Source organism: Xylanibacter sp. (genome assembly GCF_057607445.1).
Map to the genome: position 1 here is coordinate 19,516 of NZ_DBLZAX010000010.1, position 25,437 is coordinate 44,952.

Sequence of the window (25,437 nt, forward strand, 5' to 3'; positions counted from 1 at the left end):
AAAAATAATAATTTTGCACACGATAATCAGTATGTGCAAAAGTAAATTAGGAGAAACAACCAGATGTCCATATCTAAAACAAGGCAAAAGCTGGTAGACGTTGCCAGGCAACTGTTTGCCAAAAATGGCTTGGAAAATACGACGATGAACGATATAGCCAAGGCTTCGGGCAAGGGCAGGCGTACTCTTTATACCTATTTTAAAAGTAAAGAGGAGGTCTACTATGCCGTGATTGAGTCGGAGCTCGAACGGCTTTCGGACAAGATGGACGAGGTGGCCGCCAAGAAAATACGGCCTCAGGACAAGATTATTGAGCTGATTTACACACACCTTAACATGATTAAGGAAACCGTGATGCGCAACGGCAATCTGCGTGCTGCCTTCTTCAGAAATATATGGATGGTGGAGAAGGTGAGAAAGAACTTTGACGAAGACGAAATAGAACTTTTCAGAAAGGTGTATGCCGACGGCAAGCTCGACGGAGAGTTCGACATAGACAATGTTGAGCTGGTGGCCGACATCACGCACTATTGTATCAAGGGTCTTGAGGTGCCTTTTATCTGCGGCCGTCTTGGTCATGGCATGACGCCCGAGGCCAGCAAGCCGCTTGTGGCAAAGGTTGTGTATGGTGCGCTGGGCAAGCCGATGTCTAAGTAGGAGGCTTGTGCCTGATATAAAAAATATGTACTTAAAATTATCTACAACTTTATAAAATAAAAAAGAAAATGGGATTATTAACAGGTAAGACTGCGCTTATTACAGGTGCAGCGCGCGGTATCGGTAAGGCTATCGCGCTGAAGTTTGCTGAAGAGGGCGCTAACGTAGCCTTCACAGACCTTGTTATTGACGAGAACGGAAAAGCCACAGAGGCCGAGATAGCTGCTAAGGGCGTTAAGGCTAAGGGATATGCCAGCAATGCTGCTGACTTCGCTCAGACAGAAGAGGTTGTTAAGTTGGTGAAAGAGGATTTCGGCTCAATAGACATCCTCGTTAACAATGCCGGAATAACAAAGGACGGACTGATGTTGCGTATGACTGAGGCACAGTGGGATGCAGTTATCGCTGTCAACCTGAAGAGTGCGTTCAACTTCATACACGCTTGTGTTCCTGTAATGATGCGCCAGCGTAAGGGTTCTATCATCAACATGGCATCTGTAGTAGGTGTTCACGGTAATGCCGGCCAGGCTAACTATGCTGCTTCAAAGGCAGGTCTTATTGCTTTGGCAAAGAGCATCGCACAGGAGATGGGTCCTAAGGGCATCCGTGCCAATGCCATTGCTCCGGGCTTTATCGACACAGCCATGACTCAGGCTCTGTCTGACGAGGTTCGCAAGGAGTGGGCTGCAAAGATACCTCTGCGCCGCGGCGGTACAGTTGACGACATCGCAGCCTGCGCTACATTCTTGGCTTCAGATATGTCAAGCTACATCTCTGGCCAGGTTATCCAGGTTGACGGTGGTATGAACATGTAATAAATTATCAGTTTATACAGATTTGTGCAAAGAGAGAAGATTGCTATGAGAGTCTTCCCTCTTTGCTTTTGTTAAAACATTATCAGTCATATTATAAATACAGAATACAGACATGCAGGTTATATACGAGGACAATCACATCATCATAGTGAGCAAGCGCAGCGGTGAGATTGTGCAGGGCGACAAGACCGGCGACAGGACACTGGCCGATGATGTGAAGCAGTATGTTAAAGAAAAATATGCAAAGCCGGGAAATGTGTTTCTCGGTGTTGTCCACAGGCTCGACCGCCCCGTTTGGGGACTTGTCGTGTTTGCCAAGACGTCGAAGGCCCTTTCGCGTCTTAACGACATGTTCAGAACAGGCGACGTTCATAAGACATACTGGGCGATAACCCAAAACTGCCCTGCAGAGCCTGAAGCTGTATTGACCGACTGGATTAGCCGCAACGAAAAGCAGAACAAGAGTTATGCCTACGACCATGAGGTGCCCGGCTCAAAGAAAGCCATGCTGCACTACAAGGTGATAGGCCGTTCGGACAATTATACGCTCGTTGAGGTTAATCTGATGACCGGACGCCACCATCAGATACGTTGCCAGTTGGCAAACATCGGATGTCCGATAAAAGGCGACCTTAAGTATGGCGCAAGGCGCAGCAATCCCGACGGAAGCATATCGCTCCTGGCACGCAAGATAGAGTTTGTGCATCCTGTGTCGAAGGAGAAGATATACGCCGAGGCACCGCTTCCTGACGACAGGTTGTGGCGCGAAATGCGTATGCTGTAACATTATATTAGCCTCGTCAGGCATTTTTGTTGCCAAATAATTTCTTTTTTTCCGAAATATTTGCTTACTTTGCATGTATTACGGTTGGATACAATTTTTTACATGTGCTGATGAGGAAGACGTTGAAGTGGGCCGGTGTGATAGTGCTGACACCGGTTTTGCTGTTTATTACGCTTGCAGTGCTGCTTTACATCCCTGCTGTACAGAATTGGGCTGTAAAGCAGGTGGTTGCGTATGCCTCTGATAAAACCGGCATGGACATCACGGTAGACCGTGTGCGGCTTGAGTTTCCGCTTGACCTCGGCGTGCATGGCTTCCGCATGATTCAGCAGAACGACTCGCTGCCGCAGGTGAAAGACACTGTGGCTGACGTCAGGAAACTTGTTGTTGACATACAGCTTTGGCCGTTGTTGAAGAAGAAGGTGGAGATAGACGCCTTCGAGTTCAACGGACTTAAAGTGAATACGGCTGATTTTGTTCATGAAGCCCGCGTGAAGGGAAGCATAGACAGACTTTATCTGCGCAGCCACGGAATAGACTGGGGCAAGGAGACAATACTTGTCAATGAGGCCGAACTGAAAGATGCCTCTGTAAACGTGGAACTTAGCGACACGGTTCCGCCCGACACGTCGAAGAGCAAGAACTATTGGAAAATAACCGTAGAGAAGCTTGATATAGCCAATACGGGAGTTGTAGTCCACATGCCCGGCGACACGCTTCAGGTAGGAGCCTATCTGGGTAAGGCTGAGGCGCGCAACGGCTTCTTCGACCTTGGTACGAGCCTTTACAGGCTGAACAGCCTTAAGCTTGACGACAGTCGCGTAAGCTATGACAACAATTTCAAGGTGCGCACAAAGGGACTAGACTATAATCATATAAGTCTGTCAGACTTAAACATCAGCATTGATTCGTTCTATTATTGTGCGCCTAAGCTCGACATGATATTGCGTGCCTGCTCGTTTAAGGAGAAGAGCGGCATCACCGTCAATGACATCTCAGGTCCGTTTGCCATGGATTCTGTCAAGATTTCCTTGCCTTCTTTCAGCCTGAAGACTCCCGACTCTTATCTGAAGGCCAATCTTATAATGGACCTTAATGCGTTCAGCGACAAGAATCCGGGCAAGCTGCAGCTTAGGGCTGACGGTGAGTTTGGCAAGCAGGACATCATGCGCTTCATGGGCAGTATGCCCACAGCGTTTATACGGCGTTGGCCTAATCAGCCGCTTTCGGTCAAGGCAGTCATATCCGGCAACATGAAATATCTTAAGTTTGCCGGACTAAACCTGAAACTGCCTACGGCGTTCAATGTCAACGCACGTGGCTTTGCCGCAAACCTTAACGACGATAAGCGTCTGCGTGCAAATGTCACCCTTGACGCCAGAACATATAATCTGAGTTTTGTTAAGGCGCTGGCTGCGAGCAGTGGAGGCTCGTTTAATATACCTGCGGGAATTGTTCTCAAGGGCGACTTTAAGGCCAACGGCAAGCAATATGCGGCAGATTTCATAGCCCGTGAGGGCGGAGGCAGTGTTAAGGCAAAGGCCGACTTTAATGCAGCCACCTTGACTTATAAGGCTTCTGTTGCAGCCGATAATCTCCATCTGGGCCATTTCTTGCCAGGCAGCGGAATGGGCGATTTCACAGGCAGCATGAATGTTAAGGGCAACGGACTCGATTTCCTGTCGCATCGCACAGCTTTGCAGGCAAAGGCAGGCATAAGGAAGTTCAGCTATGGCAAGTATAATTTTGACGGAATTGATTTCGACGCTAATCTTAACAACGGCAAGGCGCATGCTTGCGTTAACAGTGCCAACCCGCTGATTAACGGTAATGTGAGGTTTGACGCATTTTTGAGCCGCAAGAAGATAATGTCCTCGCTTAAGGCTGACTTGAATCATGCCGACTGGTATGGACTTGGAATAGTGAAGTCGCCGTTCACGACATCTTTCAACTGTGAGATAGATGCGTATACAGATCTTAAGACATTGCTGGGCGTGAAGGGTAATCTGAGGAATCTGGTCATGACAGATTCGGCAAGGACCTACCGTCCGGATAACCTTGAGATTGACATGATCACGAGCAGCGACACAACTCACTTTGCCGCATATTGTGGTGACTTCCGTCTGAGGTTCAACGGCAGCGGCGGATATAAGAAAGTGCTTAAGCAGAGCGGATTCTTCATGGATGAACTGTCTGCCGAACTTAAAAATAAGAAAATAGACATATCCGTGCTGAGGTCTAAGCTGCCTTTGGCCGATCTTTATCTCACAACAGGAAAGAATAATCCTCTTAGCAGGTTTATAGCCAATGCCGGCTATGTGTTCCAGGATGCAAGCATAGACATAAAGTCGTCGCCGCATACTGGACTAAACGGCAGTGTTCAGCTTCTTGAACTTCAGAAAAACACTCTGGTGCTCGATACCGTGCGCTTTAATATCGTGTCAGACTCTACGCAATGCTCTTACAACGGACAGGTGCGCAACAACAGCGACAACAAGCAGTATGTGTTCAATGCCTTGTTCGATGGATATGTGTTTGAGAAAGGCTCGGGCGTAAACTTCAAGGTGTATGATGCAAAAGACAGCCTCGGACTCAAGATGGGCATTGAGGCTTCGATGGAGGAGAACGGCATAAAGATGCACATGCTTACTGACGATCCGATTCTCGGATATAAGAAGTTTGAGGTTAACGAGAACAACTATATCTTCATGGGAACCGACCGGCGCATCATGGCAGACTTGCGCCTGAAGGCCGACGACGGAACGGGTATATATGCATATACTAACGACGAAAACACCGATGCGCTTCAGGACCTGACGATAGGACTTAACAAGTTTGATCTGTCGAAGCTGCTTACGGTTGTTCCGTATATGCCTCGCATAACCGGAATAATGAACGGCGACTTCCACTTGATACAGACAAAGGACGAGCTTTCTGTGTCATCGTCAGTAACTGTAGACAAGATGACATACGAGCGGACACGCATGGGCAACATCGGACTTGAGTTTGTCTATATGCCTCAGTCGGACGGAACCCACAGCGTTGACGGAATGCTCATGTGTAACGATAATCAGGTGGCAGACATTAGCGGATCGTATAAGTCGGAAGGTGACGGACAACTGGATGTTACGATGAATATGTCTCGCCTGCCGATGCGTCTGCTCAATGGATTCATTCCTGATCGTATCATTCGTCTGAAAGGTTATGCCGACGGCTCTCTTGATGTGAAAGGCACGCTGTCGCATCCACGTGCCAATGGCGAGCTTACGTTGGATTCTTGTTATATGCGCAGTGCGCAGTATGGCATACGTATGCGTCTTAGCGAGGAGCCTATCCGTATCGTAGGAAGCAATCTGCTGTTCGAGAATTTCAAGATGTTTGCAAACAATGACAACCCGTTGATTCTCGACGGAAACATCGACTTCTCTGACGTTGCCAATATGTCTATGGATTTGCGCATGGCTGCCAAGAACTGTCAGATAATTGACGCCAAGGAAAACAGGCGCAGTGTGGCTTTCGGTAAGGCCTTTGTCGACTTTATCGGCACTATGCAGGGGCCGCTTAGCAATCTTAAACTATTAGGACGACTTGATGTGCTCGGTTCTACCGACATGTCTTACATCCTGCGTGATTCGCCTTTGTCTACCGACAACCAGATGGACGAACTTGTTAAGTTTACAAGCTTCAGTGACACTACAGAGGCCGTTGTAACACATCAGCCGCTGTCGGGCTTCAGCATGGATCTCACGATGAATATTGCCCAAGGATCACACGTCATGTGCTACCTTAACGCCGACCATTCTAACTATATCGACCTTATGGGCGGCGGAAGCCTGCGCATGAAGTACGGCTTGACAGGCGACATCGTGTTGACCGGAAAATATACTCTCGACAATGGCGAGATGAAATATTCGTTGCCTATTATTCCTCTTAAGACGTTTACCATTCAGGACGGAAGCAATATTGAGTTTACCGGCGACCCGATGAACCCGAAGCTAAACATAACGGCCACGGAGAGAACAAAGGCAAGTGTGTCTAACGGCGGGGAGCAAGGGCGTACGGTTGAGTTCGACTGCGGCGTGGTTATAACCAAGACCCTTTCGGACATGGGACTTGAGTTTACGCTCGATGCGCCGGAGGATATGTCGCTGCATAACGAGCTGATGGCAATGAGCGTGGAACAGCGCGGCCGACTTGCCGTTACGATGCTTACCACGGGCATGTATATAGCCGACGGAAACACCAGCGGATTCTCCATGAACAACGCGCTAAGTTCGTTCCTGCAGAGCGAGATTAACAATATTACGGGAAGTGCGTTGCGCACGCTCGACCTCAGTTTCGGTATGGACAATGCCACTGACGCCAGCGGAAACACCCACACTGACTATTCGTTCAAGTTTGCTAAGCGTTTCTGGAACAACAGAATGAAGATTGTAGTAGGCGGAAAAGTGTCAACGGGTGCCGACGTGGCTAATCAGAACGAGTCGTTCTTTGACAACGTGACGCTCGAATACCGCCTGAGCAACTCTTCAGACACTTACGTCAAGCTGTTCTATGACAACAATGCTTACGACTGGCTCGAAGGCACCACCCGCGAGTATGGCGTAGGTTTCATCTGGAGAAGAAGCCTGCAGCATTTTAAGGATATATTCAGTTTCAAGAAGAAGGACGCGATTATTCCATTGCGCTCTGATACAATACCTGACAAGAAATGAGACTATCGGTAAAGAATATAATATATGTGGCCAGAAGGTCGTTTCCGTCGTTGCGCGTTTTTGTGCTTCGTGTGTGCCTGTTGGCTGCCGTTTCGGTGTTGCTGTGGTCGTGCTCAACCACCAGCGGCATACCGAAGGGCGACCAGTTGTTCATCGGACTGACAAAGATCGACTATCAGGACTATGAGAAAAGCGACCATTATGAGACAACTCGTGAGGAGGTTGAGGCTTCGTTGGCTACAGCTCCCAACGGCGCCTTGTTCGGCAGTTCGTATTATCGCACGCCGTTTCCTTATGGCTTGTGGATATGGAACGCCTTTTCAGGCTCAAAGAACAAGATAGCACAATGGATGACCAAGACGTTTGGCAAGTCGCCCGTGCTCATGAGTCAGGTAAATCCTCAGCTCCGTGCCTCAGTGGCGCAGTCGGTGCTACGCAATCATGGCTATATGAACGGAACGGTAGAGTATGAGATCGTGGAACAGAAGAATCCAAAGAGGCGCAAGATAGGATACACCGTAAAGTTCGGACCGCTGCTCACGGTGGACACACTTCAGTATGTGGGCTTTCCGGAGATGGCCGACACGCTGTTAGAGAAGACAAAGGATGAGGCCAAAATAAAGAGCGGTTCGCCTTTTGACGCCTCTGCTCTTGACGCAGAGCGCAACCGTATAGCCACTTTGTTCCGCAACAACGGCTATTATTATTATCAGCCGAGTTTCGCCTCTTATCTTGCCGACACAACCATCACGCCCGGCAAGGCCAGTCTGCGCCTGCAGATGGCCGACAATCTGCCGGAACTTGCCAAGCACAAATGGTATATAGGAAAAATTAGAATAGACATCCGCAAACAGTTTATGGAGGTGCTGAAAGACTCGTTCAGCCATCGCTATTTCACGGTCAGGTTCAACGGCCGCAAGCCGCCGATACGTCCGCGAATAATCTTGAGCGACCTGAAACTGCGTCCGCGCAAGCTTTTCAGATACGACGACTATTTGGAATCTTCAAACAAACTTAGCGGATCGGGGCAGTTCAGTTCGGTTGAGTTTGCGTTTACGCCGCGTGACACTACAGCAACATGCGACACGCTCGACCTTAACCTGTCGTGTACGTTCGGCAAGCCCTATGACTTTTATATAGAAACCAACTACACCAACAAGATAAACGGCCGCACCGGTCCCGAGCTTGTTATCGGTTTCACAAAGCGCAACGCCTTCCGTGGCGGCGAGAAGCTCGACATAAACCTTCACGGCTCTTACGAATGGCAGAAGGGCGGCAACGTCAGCGGCTCGTCGACAGACATGAATTCATACGAGTATGGTGCAGACGCATCAATAGAGTTTCCGCGCCTTATTGTCCCGTTCCTTAAGCATCGCCGCTATTTCACTACGCCTACCACATACGCCAAGATCGGTATGAACGTGATGAAACGTCCTGATTATTTCAAGATGCACACCTTCTCTGCCGAATGGACCTATAAGTGGCAGCGTTCGGCTACGTGGCGCCATGAGTTCAGTCCGCTGACGCTGCAGTATCAGCGCCTTAACTACACCACGGCTAAATTCGACTCCATACTTCAGGAAAATCCGTATTTGCAGACATCTATGCAAAATACGTTTATCCCAAAGATGCGCTATATGCTCGCATACAGCAGCACTGTGAAACACCGCAACCCTGTTGTATGGCAGACCACCATCACGGAGTCTGGCAACATCTTGTCGCTTGCTTATATGGCTGCCGGAAACAAATGGGGCGAAGTGGGCAAGCAGCTGTTTAAGAATCCATACGCGCAGTTCCTCAAAATAGAAACCGACTTCAGCAAGATATGGCAGCTGGGGCAGAAGTCGCAGCTTGTGTGGCATATCAGTGCCGGAGTGATTTACACTTACGGCAACAGTCTGGCAGCGCCTTACAGCGAGCAGTTTTATGTGGGAGGAGCCAACAGCATAAGAGCCTTTGCGGTGAGAAGCATAGGTCCGGGAAGCTACACCACCAATGAGTCAAAACTGTCGTATCTCGACCAGACAGGCGACATAAAGCTGCAGCTTAACCTTGAGTATCGCTTTAATCTTTTCGGCAACCTTTACGGAGCAGCCTTTATAGATGCCGGCAATGTGTGGGCCCTGCGTGACGACGGATATCGCGAGGGCGCCAAGTTCCAGTTTAAGAACGCTTTGAAGGAAATGGCTCTCGGCACGGGAGTAGGTCTGCGCTACGACCTCGACTTCCTCGTGTTGCGTCTCGACTGGGGTGTAGGTCTTCACGTGCCGTTCGATACGGGCAAGAGCGGATTCTATAACATTCCCAAGTTCAGCGACGGTCAGGCCATTCATATCGCCGTCGGCTATCCTTTCTGATGCAGTTTTTTGCTAACGTTATTTGCCGGACACAGTGTTAATGGCTGATTCTGTTGTGTCCGGCTCTGCTTGATTCTCCTGTAGGAAAAGCACAAATCTGCCGATTCTGTAAGGCGTACGGCCCTGTGTTCCTGCGCTGCATCTTGGCGTTCTGCATGCCGAAGAGAAACAGCATTGATTTGCTGCGCCGGTTTGTCATAATGTTATGTATGACATGATTTTACTTTCTTTGTGATTTTTGTTGGCGCTCTCATACTGCGTTATTTTAAAATTAAAATCATTCGGACGAAAATATGGGCAAAATACGTGTGCAGTTGCAATGTCTTGTGATATAAGATGTTATGCTTATATCCAAAATAATGTGCATCAATTTTTGTTCCGAAACGACATGAAAAACCTGCATTTTTGCCTAAAACAGCCTCGTTCTGCGTCGCCAGATGTGCCGTTTTTGAGTAAAAACTCATAGGTTTACCATTAATTAACCTGCCGTTTGACTCTCTTTTGTAAATATGCTTTACCTATTGGTGCTTAAATCATGCTCCGCTTTTTCTATTTCAGGCTGAATTTGTGATAAAGTCAAAGTGACACAATGCGCTGTTATTTCCTGCGTCTGCTTACAAACAGATTTTGTGGAACACGGCATGATAAGTTACGCCTTGTTTGTTTGCCAATGTTTTTTATGTCGAAAACGCCACGAAAAACGCCGCCTTTCATAAAAAATGAGTATATTTGCATTCTGTTATTTATGAACAATATCCTGACATAACTGTTTAACACGCATTGCCGGGACATAAAGTTAAACCTTAAAATAAAATTACGTACAATATGAAACCTGCATTATTATTGCTGGCAGCCGGAATGGGAAGCCGTTACGGTGGTTTGAAACAGCTCGACGGACTGGGTCCTAACGGCGAGACAATCATGGACTATTCTATTTATGATGCCATAAAGGCCGGATTTGGCAAGATTGTTTTTATTATCCGAAAAGATTTTGAAGACGATTTCCGCGAGAAGATTCTTAGCAAGTACGAAGGCCATGTGCCTGTTGAGCTTTGCTTCCAGAGTCTCGACAGTCTGCCTGAAGGCTTCAGCTGTCCTGAAGGCCGTGTAAAGCCGTGGGGTACAAACCATGCCGTTCTTATGGCAAAAGACGTTATCAAGGAGCCGTTCTGCGTGATCAACTGCGACGACTTCTACAACCGCGATGCATTCATGGTTATAGGCAAGTTCCTGTCTGAACTTCCTGAGGGCAGCCGCGGCAATTATGCCATGGTAGGTTTCCGCGTTGGCAACACTCTGTCTGACAACGGAACCGTGGCACGTGGCATCTGCTCAAAGGATGATGCCGGCAATCTGACCACTGTGGTTGAGCGCACTGAGATTATGCGCGTAAACGGTCCTGTATGCTACAAGGACGAGCAGGGCGAATGGGTGGCAGTTGAGGACAACACACCGGTGTCAATGAATATGTGGGGATTCACACCCGATTATTTCGAGCACAGCGAGGCTTATTTCAAGGAGTTCCTTTCTGATCCGAAAAACATGGAGAACCTCAAGGCCGAGTTCTTTATTCCGCTTATGGTGAATAAGCTGATTAACGACAAGACAGCCACAGTGAAGGTGCTTGACACAACCAGCAAGTGGTTTGGCGTAACTTATTCTGCCGACCGTCAGGCTGTTGTAGACAAGATTCAGAGTCTTGTTGACGAAGGCGTTTATCCCAACAAACTTTTTTAAAACTGAATATTGCCACAAACAGCGGCGTTTAGCCGCTTTTCAATATGTTGCAGTGCAGGGCTCACGTTGTTATGCCCGTGCCTGAAACACATTCCTATTTTGATAAATAATGGACATTAACTTGCTTACAGCTGCGGAGACCGAAAGCCTCCGCAGCCTTATCCTCAGTTCAGACAATATTATTCTTTGCTGCCACCGCAGTCCCGACGGCGATGCTCTTGGCTCGCTGCTCGGCATGGCAGAGTTTTTGCGTCAGCAGGGCAAGGTGCCCGTGGCTGTCGTTCCCGATGCCTATCCCGACTTCTTGCAGTGGCTGCCGGGCACGGAGCGCATCATAAGATACGACAAGCATAAAAGCTTTGTAGACGGACTTTTGGCTTCGGCCGATCTTGTGTTCTGTCTCGACTTCAACACCTTCTCACGTACAGACGACATGGCAGACACGCTGGCTGCCTCGCCTGCAAAGAAGGTTCTTGTTGACCATCACCTTAATCCCGACATCGACACAGAGTTGTGTGTGTCGCATCCTGAGGCATGCAGCACATGCGAACTGGTTTTCCGCCTGATATGGCAGCTCGGCAGTTTCGACATGATGACGCGCAAGTGTGCCGTTCCGCTGTATTGCGGCATGATGACCGACACGGGCGGATTCACATACAACTCAACACGCCCCGAGATTTTCTTCATTATAAGCCAGCTGCTTACCAAGGGCATCGATAAAGACAAAATCTACCGCAACGTTTACAACAACTACAGCGAGTGGCGCATGAGGCTCATCGGCTATGTGCTTAACGAGAAAATGGTGGTTATGCAGGAGGAGCGTGCAGCCTATTTCGTACTGACGCGCGACGACCTTAAGCGCTTTCATTACATCAAGGGCGACGCCGAAGGACTGGTTAACATGCCCCTGCAGATAAAAGGCCTGAGGCTGAGCATATCGCTCAGGCAGGACACCGAGAAGGATAATCTTGTGTGGGTGAGCACACGCTCTGTTGATAACTTCCCGTGCAACAAGCTTGCAGAACAGTATTTCAACGGCGGCGGCCATCTCAACGCTGCAGGCGGACGCCTTGAATGCTCGGTTGAAGAGGCAGAGGCGCTGGTAAGGAAGGCCGTAACCGAATTCAAGTTCTGACATACGGCTTTTTTATCTGTCAAAAGGCAATATCCGCGTTAATTTGCCGAATATCAGTTAAAGTAGCATAATTATAAATTGCGATGTGGCGTAATTAGTGTATTTTTTGTAATTTTGCCAGTCGTACTTACATATTATAAAAAATAGAATGAGAAATTTAGCTTTGGCTTTCATAGCCTTTATCGCAGCCGTAACGGTTATAAGCTGTGATGATACAGAGACTTATGCAGAGCAGAAAGATAAGGAGCGTGCTGCAATTAGTAGATTTATTGCCGATTCGGCCATAACTGTCATAACTGAGTCGCAGTTTAAGGAGCAGGGATACAAGACCGATGTGAGCAAGAATGAGTTTGTGCTGATGCAGAATTCAGGAGTTTACATGCAGATTGTCAGAGAGGGATGCGGTGAGAAGATAAAGGAAGGCGAGACCACAACCGTGCTTTGCCGCTTCACCGAATATAACATTCTAACCGACTCTTTGCAGCTGACCAACGACATCCTCAGTTTTTCTTCTATTGTTGACAAAATGACCGTAACAAACAGCAGCGGATCGTTTACAGCGTCGTTTATCGACGGACAGAGCGTCATGGCCATGTTCTATGGCACAACGTCAGTTCCGTCTGGCTGGCTTGTTCCGTTGACTTATATAAAGGTTGGACGTCCTGAAAATGCAGGAGACGAGATTGCCAAGGTTAATCTTATCGTTCCGCACACACAGGGACATGCCTATGCTTCTTCGGGCGTTTATCCTTGCTATTACACGATAACTTACGAAAGGGGAAGATAAATAATGACACTTATTAAATCAATTTCAGGCATTCGCGGCACCATCGGCGGACATACGGGCGACACGCTCAATCCGCTTGACATCGTAAAGTTCGTAACCGCTTATGCCACATATATCCGCCGCAGCGGCAAGTCGTCAAGCGGCAAGATCGTAGTAGGACGCGATGCCCGTATATCAGGCGAAATGGTCAGAAGCGTTGTTTGCGGCACGTTGATGGGCGTTGGCTATGATGTCATCGACATCGGTCTTGCCACAACGCCTACAACAGAACTTGCTGTGCGCATGTCGGGTGCCGACGGCGGTATAATCATTACGGCAAGCCATAACCCGCGTCAGTGGAATGCCCTTAAGTTGCTCAACTGCGAGGGCGAGTTTCTCGACAAGGCTGCCGGCAACGAAGTGCTTGACATTGCAGAAAAGGAAGACTTTGAGTATGCCGATGTAGACACTCTCGGCCATTATATAAAAGACGATTCGTTCAACTGCCGCCACATCGACTCTGTGCTGGCTCTCAGCCTTGTAGATGTTGAGGCTGTAAAGAAGGCACATTTCCGTGTATGTGTTGATGCTATTAATAGCGTGGGAGGCATCATCCTGCCCGAACTGCTTGAGGCATTGGGCGTTGATTACGAAATACTTAATGGCGAACCTACTGGCGATTTTGCCCATAATCCGGAACCGTTGGAGAAGAATCTCGGCGGTATAATGGAGCGTATGCGCAGCGGCGAGTTCAGTCTTGGTATTGTTGTCGATCCTGATGTAGACCGTCTTGCGTTTATCTGTGAGGACGGACGTATGTTCGGCGAGGAATATACGCTTGTCAGCGTTGCCGACTATGTGCTCAGCCATACACCGGGCAACACGGTAAGCAACCTCAGCAGTACACGTGCCCTGCGCGATGTAACCGAGAAACACGGCGGCTGCTACACTGCATCTGCTGTAGGCGAGGTAAACGTTACAACCAAGATGAAAGAGGTTGGTGCCGTTATCGGCGGCGAAGGCAACGGCGGAGTTATTTATCCCGAGAGCCATTATGGCCGTGACGCACTTGTAGGCATTGCCCTTTTCCTGTCGTCTTTGGCTCATAAGGGTTGCAAGGTAAGCGAGCTTCGCGCAACATTCCCTGATTATTATATAGCCAAAAACCGCATAGACCTTACTCCTTCAACCGATGTTGACGCGATACTCGAGAAGGTTAAGCAGATGTACAGCAACGAGCAGGTAAACGATGTTGACGGCGTTAAGATTGATTTCCCCGACAAGTGGGTACATCTGCGCAAGTCTAACACTGAACCGATTATCCGTGTCTATAGCGAGGCTTCATCAATGGAGGAGGCTGACGCACTGGGCAAGAAGATAATGCAGGTGGTTTACGATATGCAGAAATAATATAGAATTGATTATAATCTTTGTTATGCATCCGGGGCTGTGGCTCCGGATGTATTTTTATAAGCTAAAATATCTGAGGCTGATCTTACTTCTATACAAAAAAATAACGGACAACAGCGTTAGATGTATCTTTCCGGCTGTTGTCCGTCTGCATTTTATGAATGTTAGAAAGTAAGTGTAAAATCAGATACCCATAAGCGGCAGAATTGACGGCGTAAGCAGTGAGGTCAGGATGCCGTTGATCGTAAGTCCAAGACTTGCGTAGGCTCCGTGCACCTTGCTCACGTCCATTGATGTTGCCGTACCCATGGCGTGTGCCGCCGTTCCCATAGACAGACCTTGTGCCACAGGGCTGTTTACGCGTGCAAATCCCATTGTCTTATAGCCAGCCACCGCACACAGCAGACCTACGCACACCACTACGGCTGCCGTAAGCGACGGTATGCCGCCGATGCTCTTCGTAACTTCCATTGCGATAGGTGTGGTTACAGATTTTGGTGCGAGCGACATTATCACCGGCTTCGATGCACCGAGCGCTTTAGCTATAAGCACTACCGATATGATGCCTGCCAGACAGCCTGCAAGCTCTGACATGAGTATCGGCAGAAACTGTTTCTTTATCGTTTCAAGCTGCTGATACAGCGGTACGCCAAGCGCCACGACGGCAGGCTGAAGCCAGAATTCTATCATGTGTCCGCTCGTGTTGTATGTTTCGTATTTTACGCCTGATATCTTCAGAAAGGCTATCAGCACGCAGATGCTCACCAGAATGGGGTGCATTATTGTCCAATGAGTCCATTTGCGGAGCAGCTTTCCGAAGAAATAGCTGCCGAACGTGAGGGCTATAAGAAAAAATTCGTTTGACAGATAGCTCATTGGTCGCCTCCTTTCCTGTTTACGGCTTTTCCATAAATCTGATGAACCCATCCCGTTACGGCCAGTACAATTACCGTGGATATGGCCGTTGAGATTACTATCGGCCAGAATTCAGCCTTAATAATGTCGAAATAGAGCATAATGGCAACGCCGGGCGGAACAAAGAAAAAACCGATGTTTGCTACAAGAAAGTCTGATATGGTCTTTACCCATTCCAGACGTATTATCTTCAGCTTCAGCAGAAGAGTAAGAATTAGCATGCCCAGTATGCTCGACGGCAAAGGTATGCCCGTGAGCCATATTATCAGCTCACCCAATGCGAGACAGCCAAACAATATGGCCAATTGTCTAATCATCATAACCTTTAAAACAAATAATCTTTTTACCTAACGGGGTGCAAAGGTATATCGTTTTTAACTGATATACAAATTTGTTAACACTTTTGTTCCTTCATTTTTTTATGCTGCTTACAATTTGTCGTATATTTGCTTGATCTGATTGCATGTTTTGATTTAATCTCTGTTTCCATATTTGCAGTATCAGTTATGGTCATTTCTTGTTGATTTGTTTGTTTGCTTATGCTGCAGTGGATGAGTTCCGCTGTGCGGGGAGGCTGTTGTGGCTGCTGACTTATTAGAACTTTAGCGTGTTTTTGATATAGATAAAATTTGCAATCGCTTTTCTGATGTTGTATTTTTGCGGCAAGGATAACAAATAATTTCTTATATCATGAATAATACATTTAAAGTAAGTTTGTTCAAGAACTTCCTTAACAGGGAGACTATTGCTAATTGTGAGTTGGACGAATTGGTGGTTATGATCAGGCAGGGACGCTATGCCGATGCTTTGTCAGACTATCGCTGTTATAGTCCGTTGCTGTCTTCCGGCAAGCTAGTCTCATATTCCCGGCGCGATGTAATGACAGCTGACAACCGCATTCCGCGCCTTTGTTTCTCTTCCGTATATAAGCGCCGCAACGGCAAAAGAATTGTAGTCGGACGCAACGGACTGCTTTTCGTCGAGATAGCAGGGCTAAAGAGCTTTGATGAGGCTGTGCGCATACGGCGCGTTGCATCGCGCCAGCCATACACAATGTTGGCTTTTATCGGTGCGAATGGATTGTCTGTCATTGTGGTTTGTTCTATTTCGCAGGCTGACGGCACTGTTCCATGTGATACGGAGGCCTGGCGCAGGCTAATGTCAAAGGGGTACAGACTTCTGCATTATATATATTCGTCACAGCTAAAGACCGAAATATCTATGCAGACAGGCACTGCTGAGGCTATGTGCCTTATGAGTGCCGATGCCGGCATTTATTACAATCGTGAGGCTTTGACATTGATTGTGTGTGAGAATGATGTATATGACACTTTTAATGTATGCCGTTCGCACGATTTTGAAGCCGATGAGTCGCCTCTTCCGGGCAAATCGTCTTCAGAGGCTTATCGCTATATCTTTTATTGTTGTTGGAACCATGTGCTCGATTCAGGACTTAATCAGGACGACCCTTATTATGCTGAACGCGCCATACAGAAGCTGGCATACCTGTGCCGTAAGTCAGGTTTGCCGCAGCAGATGTGTGTTGACCGCACTATGAACCTTGGCACGATTAATGTAGAGCGCGGCCTGGTTGAGTTGTTTTTTGCGCAGGCATATCGTCAGGCAGAAGATAATCCTAATCCGTTGAGGTATGTCGAGGCTCCCCGGCTTCAGGCCATAAAGCTTGATAATTTTTTCAGTACACGTTATGTCATGCGCCGCAATGTGCTTACGGGTGTGGTGCAGTATAAGCACATCGGGGCTTGCGATGCCGATTACAGGCCGGTTACGCAGGAAGTTATCAACACCATAGCCGTGAAGGCTCAGCGCGAGGGCATCAGGGTGTGGGCCCGCGACATCAAGGAACGCGTGAATTCTACGCTCGTTTCTGATTTTGATCCGTTGAACCATTGGCTTGACTCATTACCCGAATGGGACGGACGCGACCGCCTAAAGGCCTTTGCGCTGCGTGTTCCTACCGACAATTCCCGTTGGCCGGAATACTTCAGCGTATGGATGCGCTCAATGGTTGCTCACTGGATGGGGCTGGATGTCATGCACGGCAACGACCTTGTTCCCCTGCTCATTGGCAGTCAGGGCTGTGGCAAGTCGTCGTTTGCCAAGATTATATTGCCGCCAGAGCTCCGCACCTATTACAACGACCGTATCGACTTCCGCAACGACAACACGCTGATGCGTGGCCTGTCATCCTTTGCCCTTATCAACATCGATGAGTTCGACCGCTATTCGGCCAGTAGACAGCCGCTGATTAAATACATCATTTCAAAGAGTGAAGTAACAGCCGTGAAGGCATATCGCAGCAATTTTTCAACTGAACGCCGTTATGCAAGTTTCATAGCCACAACCAACAGCAGACATCCTTTGACCGACCTTACCGGTAGCCGAAGGTTTGCGTGCGTGGCAGTTACGGGCAGCATTGATTTCACTTCGGCTGTTGATTATCAGCATCTTTATGCTCAGATTATAAGCGAAATACGTGGCGGCGCTTTGTGTTATCTCAATGCGGCAGCTACTGAACGCCTGATGGACGACAACATGAGCTTCATGCGTGTTTCTGATTTTGGTTCGGCCGTAGCCCGTCTCTTCCGCATTCCTGAAGCCGATGGGGCAGTGCATGAGATGTCTGTTGACGACATTGTGTCCGTAGTCTGCCGTGCCTATCCGCGTCTGCCGGTGTCAGGGTTGTCTGATAAAAGTGTAGGCATAACGTTGAAGCGGCTAGGTTTCAGCAGGCGCCACACGCGCACCGGGGTGCGTTATATCGTGGAGCAAATAGGAAAATAATTTTTCTTTAGAAACTCATCACTCGTCACATCCTGCTCTAAGATGCTTGCTGTCAGGTGGTTATAGTGTGATGAGTTGACTTTTCAACTCATCACACTATCTGTTTTTCAGCTTTTTCAGGCTTTTATTGATGTTTTCATAATGCAGAATTCAGACAAACAACAGTTTCTGAGCATAATTAATCCTGTTTTTGGTTGACCAAATATGCATGTGTGATGAGTTGAAATGTCAACTCGTCACACTGTAAGTTGTTGTAGATAAATAAGTTATGCCCAATTGTGACGAGTGATGAGTTTTTAAAGAAAAACATTTTTATTATATGCGTTGGCAATATGATAAGTGCCCTTTCGTAATGTAAAAGGCCACCTTTCGCATTCTAAAAACTATGCTTTTGCAATGCGGAATGATACGTATCAGGATGTTTGATAGTCAATAATTTATGATGAAAAAAACGCCTGTCTTTTCCGTTTTGGAAAGACAGGCGCTGCTTTTACTATATCCACATTCTATGATGTGAAAATCCCCATTATTATTTAACTAAAACTTTTTTTACCAAGTTTCCTACTTTTACAATATATATACCGTTGTTCAGGTTGAAGGTACAGTTGCCGTCAACATTGCTTTCTGCCACTTTTACGCCTGAAACATTGTAGATAGCAACCGGCTTATTAGCAGCGCTGACATTGATGTAGCCTTTGCCTGCAGTTATGCCTTCTTGCATATCGTTCATCTGGTATATGTTAGTGCTTACCGGTCCTGTAAGTGTCATGCTGATGCCTGTGTATGCTTCGTCTACTCTTATATAGTGCTTGCCCGGAGTAGTGACAGTGGTTTTCCAAGTGCATAGCATATTGTAATCCTCGTCGAATGAGTTTTGGAATTCCATTACAACTCCATTAGTTCCGTTGAGTGCATCTTCTTCGTTGGCAAACCATACAGGGTTGGTCATGAACGGAGCGTTGGTTGTAACAGTAACTTCTCCTTCTTCAAGCGGAACGACATACCATAATGGTTTTGTTGCCTCAACTTCCGGTAATTCTACAGCCTCTCCGTCTTTAAGCTCGATAGCCGTATTGACAGACTCGCCTTCCTTGAATTCTCTTTCGGTGAAGGTTACGTTGTTGCCTTTTGACGCTGTTGTTATCTTAACATTTACAAGGAATATGTCGCCTGCAGAAGCAGAAAGATCAACATAGTAAATAGTAGAAGCTGTTGTTCCGTCGAAGTATGGTCTTGATATTGCAACAGGTTCACCGTCCTTGCCCTTGCAGTAATAAATTTCGTCATAGCCCATTGTATTGTAAGGCTTGTCACTCTCGATGGTCAGAACACCGTCTTTCTTCATAGTGTATTGCAGCCAGAGGTTGCTCGGCACTTCGTCTCCGAATGTGTATGTGTCGCCGTCTACTATTATCGGGTTAGTGCGTCCTTCTCCGAGATCATAATCTTTTTCCTCTATGGTGAACTTCTGTCCGTCTAAGGCTCCGTCTATCTTAATGAGATATGTTGTTCCCTCAAGAATTTCAAGTACGTATGCCATATTTTCGTCTCTTGTAGTAGAATAAGAGCCATCGTATGGGCCGGTGCCCTTCGGGAATGAAACAAACATATTAGACGGTCCGCTGAAATACAGCTTGCCGGTTATTGTGGCTGTATACTTATAATACTTGATGTATCCGTTCTTGTTTTCAACAGTGTTTTCACCTTTCACGGCTGTTATAGGATCTGTGATGATGTCTCCCTGCATTATGTCCTCCATTGAAACTTTGAATGTGATAGGCTCTGTCTCGCTTGAAGTCCATTTGATGATATAGCGCTGGCCCTGCTCGCCTCCGCTGACCTGTGTGTAAACAGCCTTATTGTCAGAAACTGTGTTATAGCTGTTGCCTTCAAGATAAATTTCAACCTTAGTGTATCCGCTTTGTATTTCAGAAACAGCCTTTACATCAAGAATCTTGTTCGACTGTGCCGGAACATCTACCGCATAGAATGTTGTCTTGTTAGACGCTTCCATTGTGATTTCTGATGGAATTTCGCTGATTACAATCGGGTTCGACTCTTTGTCTCCTGCCTTATAGTCTTCGCATGCAAAAGTCATAATCTGCTCTTCTGCCGTAGCTTCAGTTTTGTTTACACATACGAAATATATAGTGTTTGGCTCCTCCAGTTCCCAACGTGTGTTGAAGCTGCCTTCTTCTGATGTGGCCAAAGTGTATCCGGCTTCAACCAAACTCTTGTCTTCCGGGAAAATCTTAACTTGTCCGCCAGGAAGTTCGCTTGTGCTGCTGACAACTCCATATCCGGTTCTTTCGTTTGAGTATATGTAGTAATAAGTACCGGCTGCTGCAGGAACAGTGTTGTCGCCTTCTTTCAGACGGAACGGCATGTAGAGTGAGCCGCGCTCGGCATCTTCAAATGTAATGTCAAGCATGAAAGGAGAATAGTTGTCGAATCTTATCAGATATGTTTTTCCCTCTTCTACCGGCATCTTGCATTGATGTTGTGAACCGCGGTCGATGGCGAATGTCGGGTCGAATCTGAGTCCAATAGATCCTTCAACTGCAATGCCCATTACGGCTGTAGGTGCAGTCATGACAAGCAACCCTTCTTTGTCTGCCGTATAAGTGGCATAGAAAACTTGATCAGAAAATACATACTGATTTCCCATGTAATACTTTCTTCCAGGTGATATTGGCATGGGGTCGTTTTCTTCAAGGCCTTTACCAAGTTCAGGGAAAGAAGTTGTCTTTAAGTCAAATTTTGCCTTGTTGCCATCGTATACAGGTATTTTAAAATAAATTGTATTACCGGCCTTTAACGGGAAATTCTGTGTGATGTAGAATTCACTCTGAGCTGGCTTTACAGGAACTCGTTCGTTGCCTTCGAGTTCAAAAGCCTCTAATTGCTGTATACTGGTTACCTCAATCGTAAGTATGCTGTTCTCTTCAGCTGTGTATTTCCAGTAAACGTCCACTTCTTCTTTTGTATCAGGCGTATATTCGTTATAACCGACACGCAGGTCTATCGCTGTTTCGGGCGAGTCTTGTGCGATGGCTAAGCCTGACATTGCAGCTAGCAACATTGTTGCAAAAAAATGTTTTTTCATAAGCTGTAAGTTTTAAAAGTTAAACAAGAATTGCAGCATGGAATATTATCTTCAGTTTCGATGGAATAAATCGCACAGGGAAATATTCCATGCTGCAAATATTATATATAGTGTCTGGAAAGGTTTTATCTTATGACATATTTCTTGCCGCCCTTGATGTATATGCCTTTTGTGAGGCCTTTAAGGCTGCCGTCGGTGCGCACTAAGCGTCCGTCAATGGTATATATGTCGTTGTCGTTCTTTGCTTCATCAGAATTTATTGTCTGCTTGATTCCTGATGCAACACCTTCTTCGACAGTTACATTGGCTATCTGTAAATAAGACATACCATTTACAGGATACGGGCTTACGAGGTGTATACCTATACAGCGCGCTCCGTCTGTTCCTGCCGGAACGTTAAACTCATACTCAGAGTAAATCCAGTTGTCGCCTGATTCATTCAACTGCGGCTTGAACGTAAATTCATCAAACATAGCATGTTCTGTGTAAACGTTGTTGCTGCCCAAAGTGAACTGCAGTTTCTCTTCGGCTGTACAGCGTATCTTCACTCTGATCTTGTAGCTCTTTGCGGCATTAAACTCGAGCGGAGGACTTATCAGCCATTCGTCGGCGTCATTTCCGTAGTTTTCGATACCGGGGTTAACAATGTATTCAGCGCATGGTGTAGTATCGTCAAACTGCAGCGGACCCCATTCAGATGTATATGTCCAGCTGTATGCGTCTTTATTGGCATCGTAAGCCATCCACTGATTTTCAAAATATGTCATGTTTGAAAAGTCTTGTGACATCGGCAGAGTCATTGCCTTGCCGAGTACATAGGCTTCTGGCATGTTTGCAGCTGTCTCACCATATTCGTTGCATGCATAGATGACGTATGTGTAGCGTCCGATACGTGTCATCTGGTCGTCTGTGAACGTGGTTTCTTTCAGGTTTTCAACAACAGTCTTGTTGTCCGGCTGGCGCACGATCTTATATGTCAGTCCGTCTGGAGAGAAATATCCTCCGTTAAAGCCTTGTGTAGGTGCGTCCCATGACAGCTTGGCTGAAGCACATCCTTCGCCTACGACGAATTTCATGTTGGACACCTGTCCCGGCATGTCGTTGCCTACAAATACCGTTGCGCGGGCCTTGCCGCCGTTTCCGGCCTTGTTTACAGCGTAAATAACGTATGCGTAGTCGCCGTCAGCATCAATACTGGTGTCGTCATAAGACGTTGCATTAGCTTCCAGAGTTGCAATCTTTTCTCCGTTACGCTCTATCACATAACCTGTAACGGCATCAGCCAATGTCTCGCCGCCGAAAGAAGTTGTAGGAGCTTTCCATGTCATGTGTGCTGTCCTTGCACCTTTTTCTCCTGGTGTAACTGTGAATTCTGCGGGTTCTGCAGGAGCGTTGTCTCCGCCTTCAGCAAACGGGATATAGAGAGCCATGAATGATGAGTTGATACCAATCTGTCCGAGATTCTTCATTGTTACATTTTCAGATGTCAGGTCGATGCACAGCATGTGTGCTTGTATGCCTTTGTCATAATCATATGAGCATGCTGCCCAATACAGAAGACCAGTAGAATGGTCGAATTCCATTGTCTGATTCTGTGACAATCCTCCGAAACCTGTCTGCAATACTCTTGTGAGCGAACCGTCATTTTTGTTCACCTTATACAGCACGCCGTCATTGGCGCCTACGCCATATAATGTTCCATCCATGTCGGCAGCAATTACGCCAAGAGTTTTTTGCAGCGTTGTAACCTTTGTAAGCATACCGTCTTTAAGGTTGACGCTATACAGGGCCGATTCTCCCTGATAGAAACCTATTGCGTACATTGTCTTAGAACTGTAGTCATAGGTCATGTCCTGTGTCTTGAAGTTAGTGCCTTGTGCGGCAAGTCCTTCCGAACCCAGCACGGTGTAACGGCCCGTCGTTATATTGTATGATATGAAGTCGCCGTTCTGAGGACCCATAAATGAGTCGTAGACATATTCGTATGCATAGAAGACGTCGTCTACGGCAGCTCCCGAATAGATGCTCTTCATGTTTCCATAAGGATATATTACGTCAGCTTTTGAAAGATCATTGAGGTTTAATGAACAAAAGCCGTAAGCACCTGCCAGAGCTCCGTTGTAGTTAAAGTATCCATACATTTTCCTGTTTACGGTTGATGCTGAGCCGCTGTCTGCAGCATACGCAGATGTGTTGGCGCAAATAATAGCCAAAACTGCAAGCATGGAGAATAAAATTTTCTTCATAATGGTACTTTTTAAATGTTAATAATTAGGGTCTTGCTAAAATAACTTTTTTAATTAACTCACCGCATTTTACAATGTACATGCCACATCCAGGAGTGCATGTTATATGCCTCTGGGCTGATTTCTGTATAATGCGGCCGTCAGCTGAGAGTATGAGTACATCAGACTTTTGCGGATTGTCAATATTTATTGTTCCGCCTGTTGCGCTGATGCGTGCCAGTTCTTGTCCTGCTTCGTGTGATTCAATGCCTGTTGCATCGCTCTTGAAGTCGAAAGTGATCACACCGTTGTTTTCTCTTATGTTTGTTATCGGACAGTTTACGGCGTCAGATGTAGTATGCCATTTTGCAGAAGGCATTGACGTATCAGTAAACTGTGTGTTGTTGCTTGTTCCGGGGAACGGGTCGCCGGCCTCGGTGCCGTCAGAGGCATGCCCGTCTGCAGGGATAAGAGAAACATGCTCATAGCCTGACGATGAGGTGTTGACACGGTTGGTATTCCAAAGAGAAGGAACATAATGTATTTGCGAAATAATCAGTCCGTGACCGTCGAGAGCCTTGTCCCAGCCTGTCTGCTGGCGGTTCTCCAAGGTGAAGTATTCATTGTTGTCTGTTCCGCATACAATGAAGTATGCCTCATTTGATTCAGACAACGGGTTTAGTGTCAGGTCCTTGGCAGGTTCGCTAAGCACTACAGGTTCGAGCCAGCCTACAGTATATTTGTCCATTGCTGTGTATCCGGCAGGAGTCTTGCTGTCGTCATTATAGAGTCCGTTGCACATCACGTCCCATGTAAGCATGCCTTGCATTCCTGAATATGCAGCGTCGTATATGTCAGGCAGTCCGAGGATGTGGCTGAACTCATGGCAGAATGTGCCGATACCGTCGAGAGTTGTTCCTTCATGGCCTCTCAGCTCACATGAACATGCTGCCTGTCCTAAATACAGTCCGTCGTACATGTTCCAGCTTTCGTAAGTCAGGTCTACGGCCTGTGGCCATACGGTCTCTTCGCTGCCGCCCTGCGACTGTCCGTAGCCGGCATACACCACGAAGATAAAATCAACATATCCGTCGCCGTTGTAGTCGTATTTAGAAAAGTCGACGTCTGTGTTTGCGTCTGCCATGCTGCATGCATCTATCATCAGTTCTGCTGCTCTCTCGTCATAGCCGTAATATGCCATTTCGTGAGGAAGGTCAACAGGGCCGACAATGTCAAATGTAGGAACAAATTTTCCGGCAGACTGCGCGGTGAAATAGCTCTTTATGCTTCCTGAAGCATACGGGCCTGAATAGTCTTCATCGTTTGCCATGCTGTTATATATGTCATGGATGTTGTCAGTAGAAAACTTCTGGTCCTTAAACTGGGCTAAGATTATAAGTCCGCGGATATTGCCTATTGTAGGGAATACAGGCTCTATGACGCTTGGCGAGCTTTGACTTTTTACTCTTTGTGCCTTAGAGGCTATCTCCTGGCGCTTGTCCCTATAGGCTATGGCAAGCTTTTGCTTGATAGCCTGCTGGTCTAATGTTTTTATAAACTGGAGTTCTTTAGCGTTGCGGCTTGTTGCGTTGTGTGCCACCATTCCTGTCGGCATCACCTTGTTGTCAACAATTTCTGCATATCTAAGACTTCCGTTTGCATCGGGTAGAAGGATGAATCCGTCTTCACTTACATAATGGTGCATGTATTCGTCACCATTCAAATACACTGTTACCTTAGTTCCGTCTGCCTGGGTGTATGATATCTTGTTTGGCCAGGCAGGAGCAGCGTATGTGCCGTTTAAACAAATCAGGCAAGCTGCAATGGTAATAAAAACGTTAAGGATTCTCATAATATTGTAGGTGTTAAGTTTATCAGAATAATAGATTTATTAAATTTTTACGTCTGCTAAATTATATTTTTTATTACAGATTATACAAATAAAAGCATCCAAATTCTTCACATTTCACGAAATATTAAAAAAAAACTTGCATTTTACGATTTTGTCTA

At 46.9% G+C, this 25,437-nt stretch carries 15 protein-coding genes; 10 read left to right on the forward strand and 5 right to left on the reverse strand.

What is annotated here, in order from left to right:
* Window positions 1–63: 63 nt before the first annotated feature.
* The 9 genes from ACZMIG_RS08920 (at window position 64) to glmM (ending at window position 14,376) form a co-directional block, all read left to right on the forward strand.
* Entirely contained in the window at window positions 64–657 is a 594-nt protein-coding gene (locus ACZMIG_RS08920; protein WP_021854663.1) for a TetR/AcrR family transcriptional regulator, read from the forward strand.
* A gap of 68 nt (window positions 658–725) precedes the next feature.
* A complete protein-coding gene (fabG, locus tag ACZMIG_RS08925) occupies window positions 726–1,472 on the forward strand; it encodes a 3-oxoacyl-[acyl-carrier-protein] reductase (RefSeq protein ID WP_021854664.1) in 747 nt (248 codons plus the stop codon).
* A gap of 112 nt (window positions 1,473–1,584) precedes the next feature.
* Window positions 1,585–2,256, forward strand: coding sequence for an RluA family pseudouridine synthase (locus tag ACZMIG_RS08930; protein ID WP_487889433.1), 672 nt, complete (start codon window positions 1,585–1,587; stop codon window positions 2,254–2,256).
* A 110-nt stretch (window positions 2,257–2,366) separates the two neighbouring features.
* Entirely contained in the window at window positions 2,367–6,971 is a 4,605-nt protein-coding gene (locus tag ACZMIG_RS08935) for a translocation/assembly module TamB domain-containing protein (protein WP_487889434.1), read from the forward strand.
* Window positions 6,968–9,328 carry a translocation and assembly module lipoprotein TamL gene (tamL, locus tag ACZMIG_RS08940; RefSeq protein WP_487889435.1) on the forward strand — a complete coding sequence of 787 codons (2,361 nt, stop codon included), beginning with the start codon at window positions 6,968–6,970 and terminating at the stop codon, window positions 9,326–9,328. Before ACZMIG_RS08935 ends, tamL begins: the two co-directional genes overlap by 4 nt.
* Before the next feature lie 825 nt (window positions 9,329–10,153).
* Complete coding sequence (locus tag ACZMIG_RS08945) at window positions 10,154–11,065, forward strand: sugar phosphate nucleotidyltransferase (RefSeq protein ID WP_021854669.1); 912 nt, start codon at window positions 10,154–10,156, stop codon at window positions 11,063–11,065.
* Between the two features lie 109 nt (window positions 11,066–11,174).
* Window positions 11,175–12,200: a DHH family phosphoesterase gene (locus tag ACZMIG_RS08950; RefSeq protein ID WP_021854670.1), complete on the forward strand. Its 1,026-nt coding sequence runs from the start codon at window positions 11,175–11,177 to the stop codon at window positions 12,198–12,200.
* Window positions 12,201–12,348: 148 nt separating this feature from the next.
* Window positions 12,349–12,987, forward strand: a complete 639-nt coding sequence (gene bamK / locus ACZMIG_RS08955) for a BamK family beta-barrel-assembly machinery protein (protein ID WP_021854671.1) — start codon at window positions 12,349–12,351, stop codon at window positions 12,985–12,987.
* 3 nt (window positions 12,988–12,990) lie between these two features.
* Window positions 12,991–14,376: a phosphoglucosamine mutase gene (gene glmM, locus ACZMIG_RS08960; RefSeq protein ID WP_125103880.1), complete on the forward strand. Its 1,386-nt coding sequence runs from the start codon at window positions 12,991–12,993 to the stop codon at window positions 14,374–14,376.
* A 183-nt stretch (window positions 14,377–14,559) separates the two neighbouring features.
* Here glmM and ACZMIG_RS08965 read toward each other — a convergent pair whose 3' ends face one another.
* Together ACZMIG_RS08965 and ACZMIG_RS08970 are read right to left on the reverse strand one after the other, a co-directional pair.
* Window positions 14,560–15,252 carry an LrgB family protein gene (locus ACZMIG_RS08965; RefSeq protein WP_021854673.1) on the reverse strand — a complete coding sequence of 231 codons (693 nt, stop codon included), beginning with the start codon at window positions 15,250–15,252 and terminating at the stop codon, window positions 14,560–14,562.
* A complete protein-coding gene (locus ACZMIG_RS08970) occupies window positions 15,249–15,608 on the reverse strand; it encodes a CidA/LrgA family protein (protein ID WP_021854674.1) in 360 nt (119 codons plus the stop codon). The genes ACZMIG_RS08965 and ACZMIG_RS08970 overlap by 4 nt, the downstream gene beginning before the upstream one ends.
* Before the next feature lie 373 nt (window positions 15,609–15,981).
* Between ACZMIG_RS08970 and ACZMIG_RS08975 the strand changes: the two genes are divergently transcribed.
* Window positions 15,982–18,096 carry a VapE domain-containing protein gene (locus ACZMIG_RS08975; protein WP_487889436.1) on the forward strand — a complete coding sequence of 705 codons (2,115 nt, stop codon included), beginning with the start codon at window positions 15,982–15,984 and terminating at the stop codon, window positions 18,094–18,096.
* Window positions 18,097–18,625: 529 nt separating this feature from the next.
* On the opposite strand, the gene ACZMIG_RS08980 is transcribed toward ACZMIG_RS08975, so the two are convergent.
* The 3 genes from ACZMIG_RS08980 to ACZMIG_RS08990 form a co-directional block, all read right to left on the reverse strand.
* A complete protein-coding gene (locus ACZMIG_RS08980) occupies window positions 18,626–21,202 on the reverse strand; it encodes a T9SS type A sorting domain-containing protein (protein ID WP_487889437.1) in 2,577 nt (858 codons plus the stop codon).
* A gap of 125 nt (window positions 21,203–21,327) precedes the next feature.
* Window positions 21,328–23,448, reverse strand: a complete 2,121-nt coding sequence (locus ACZMIG_RS08985; RefSeq protein WP_487889438.1) for a choice-of-anchor J domain-containing protein — start codon at window positions 23,446–23,448, stop codon at window positions 21,328–21,330.
* Window positions 23,449–23,473: 25 nt separating this feature from the next.
* Window positions 23,474–25,279, reverse strand: a complete 1,806-nt coding sequence (locus tag ACZMIG_RS08990; protein ID WP_053398273.1) for a M6 family metalloprotease domain-containing protein — start codon at window positions 25,277–25,279, stop codon at window positions 23,474–23,476.
* Window positions 25,280–25,437: the final 158 nt, after the last annotated feature.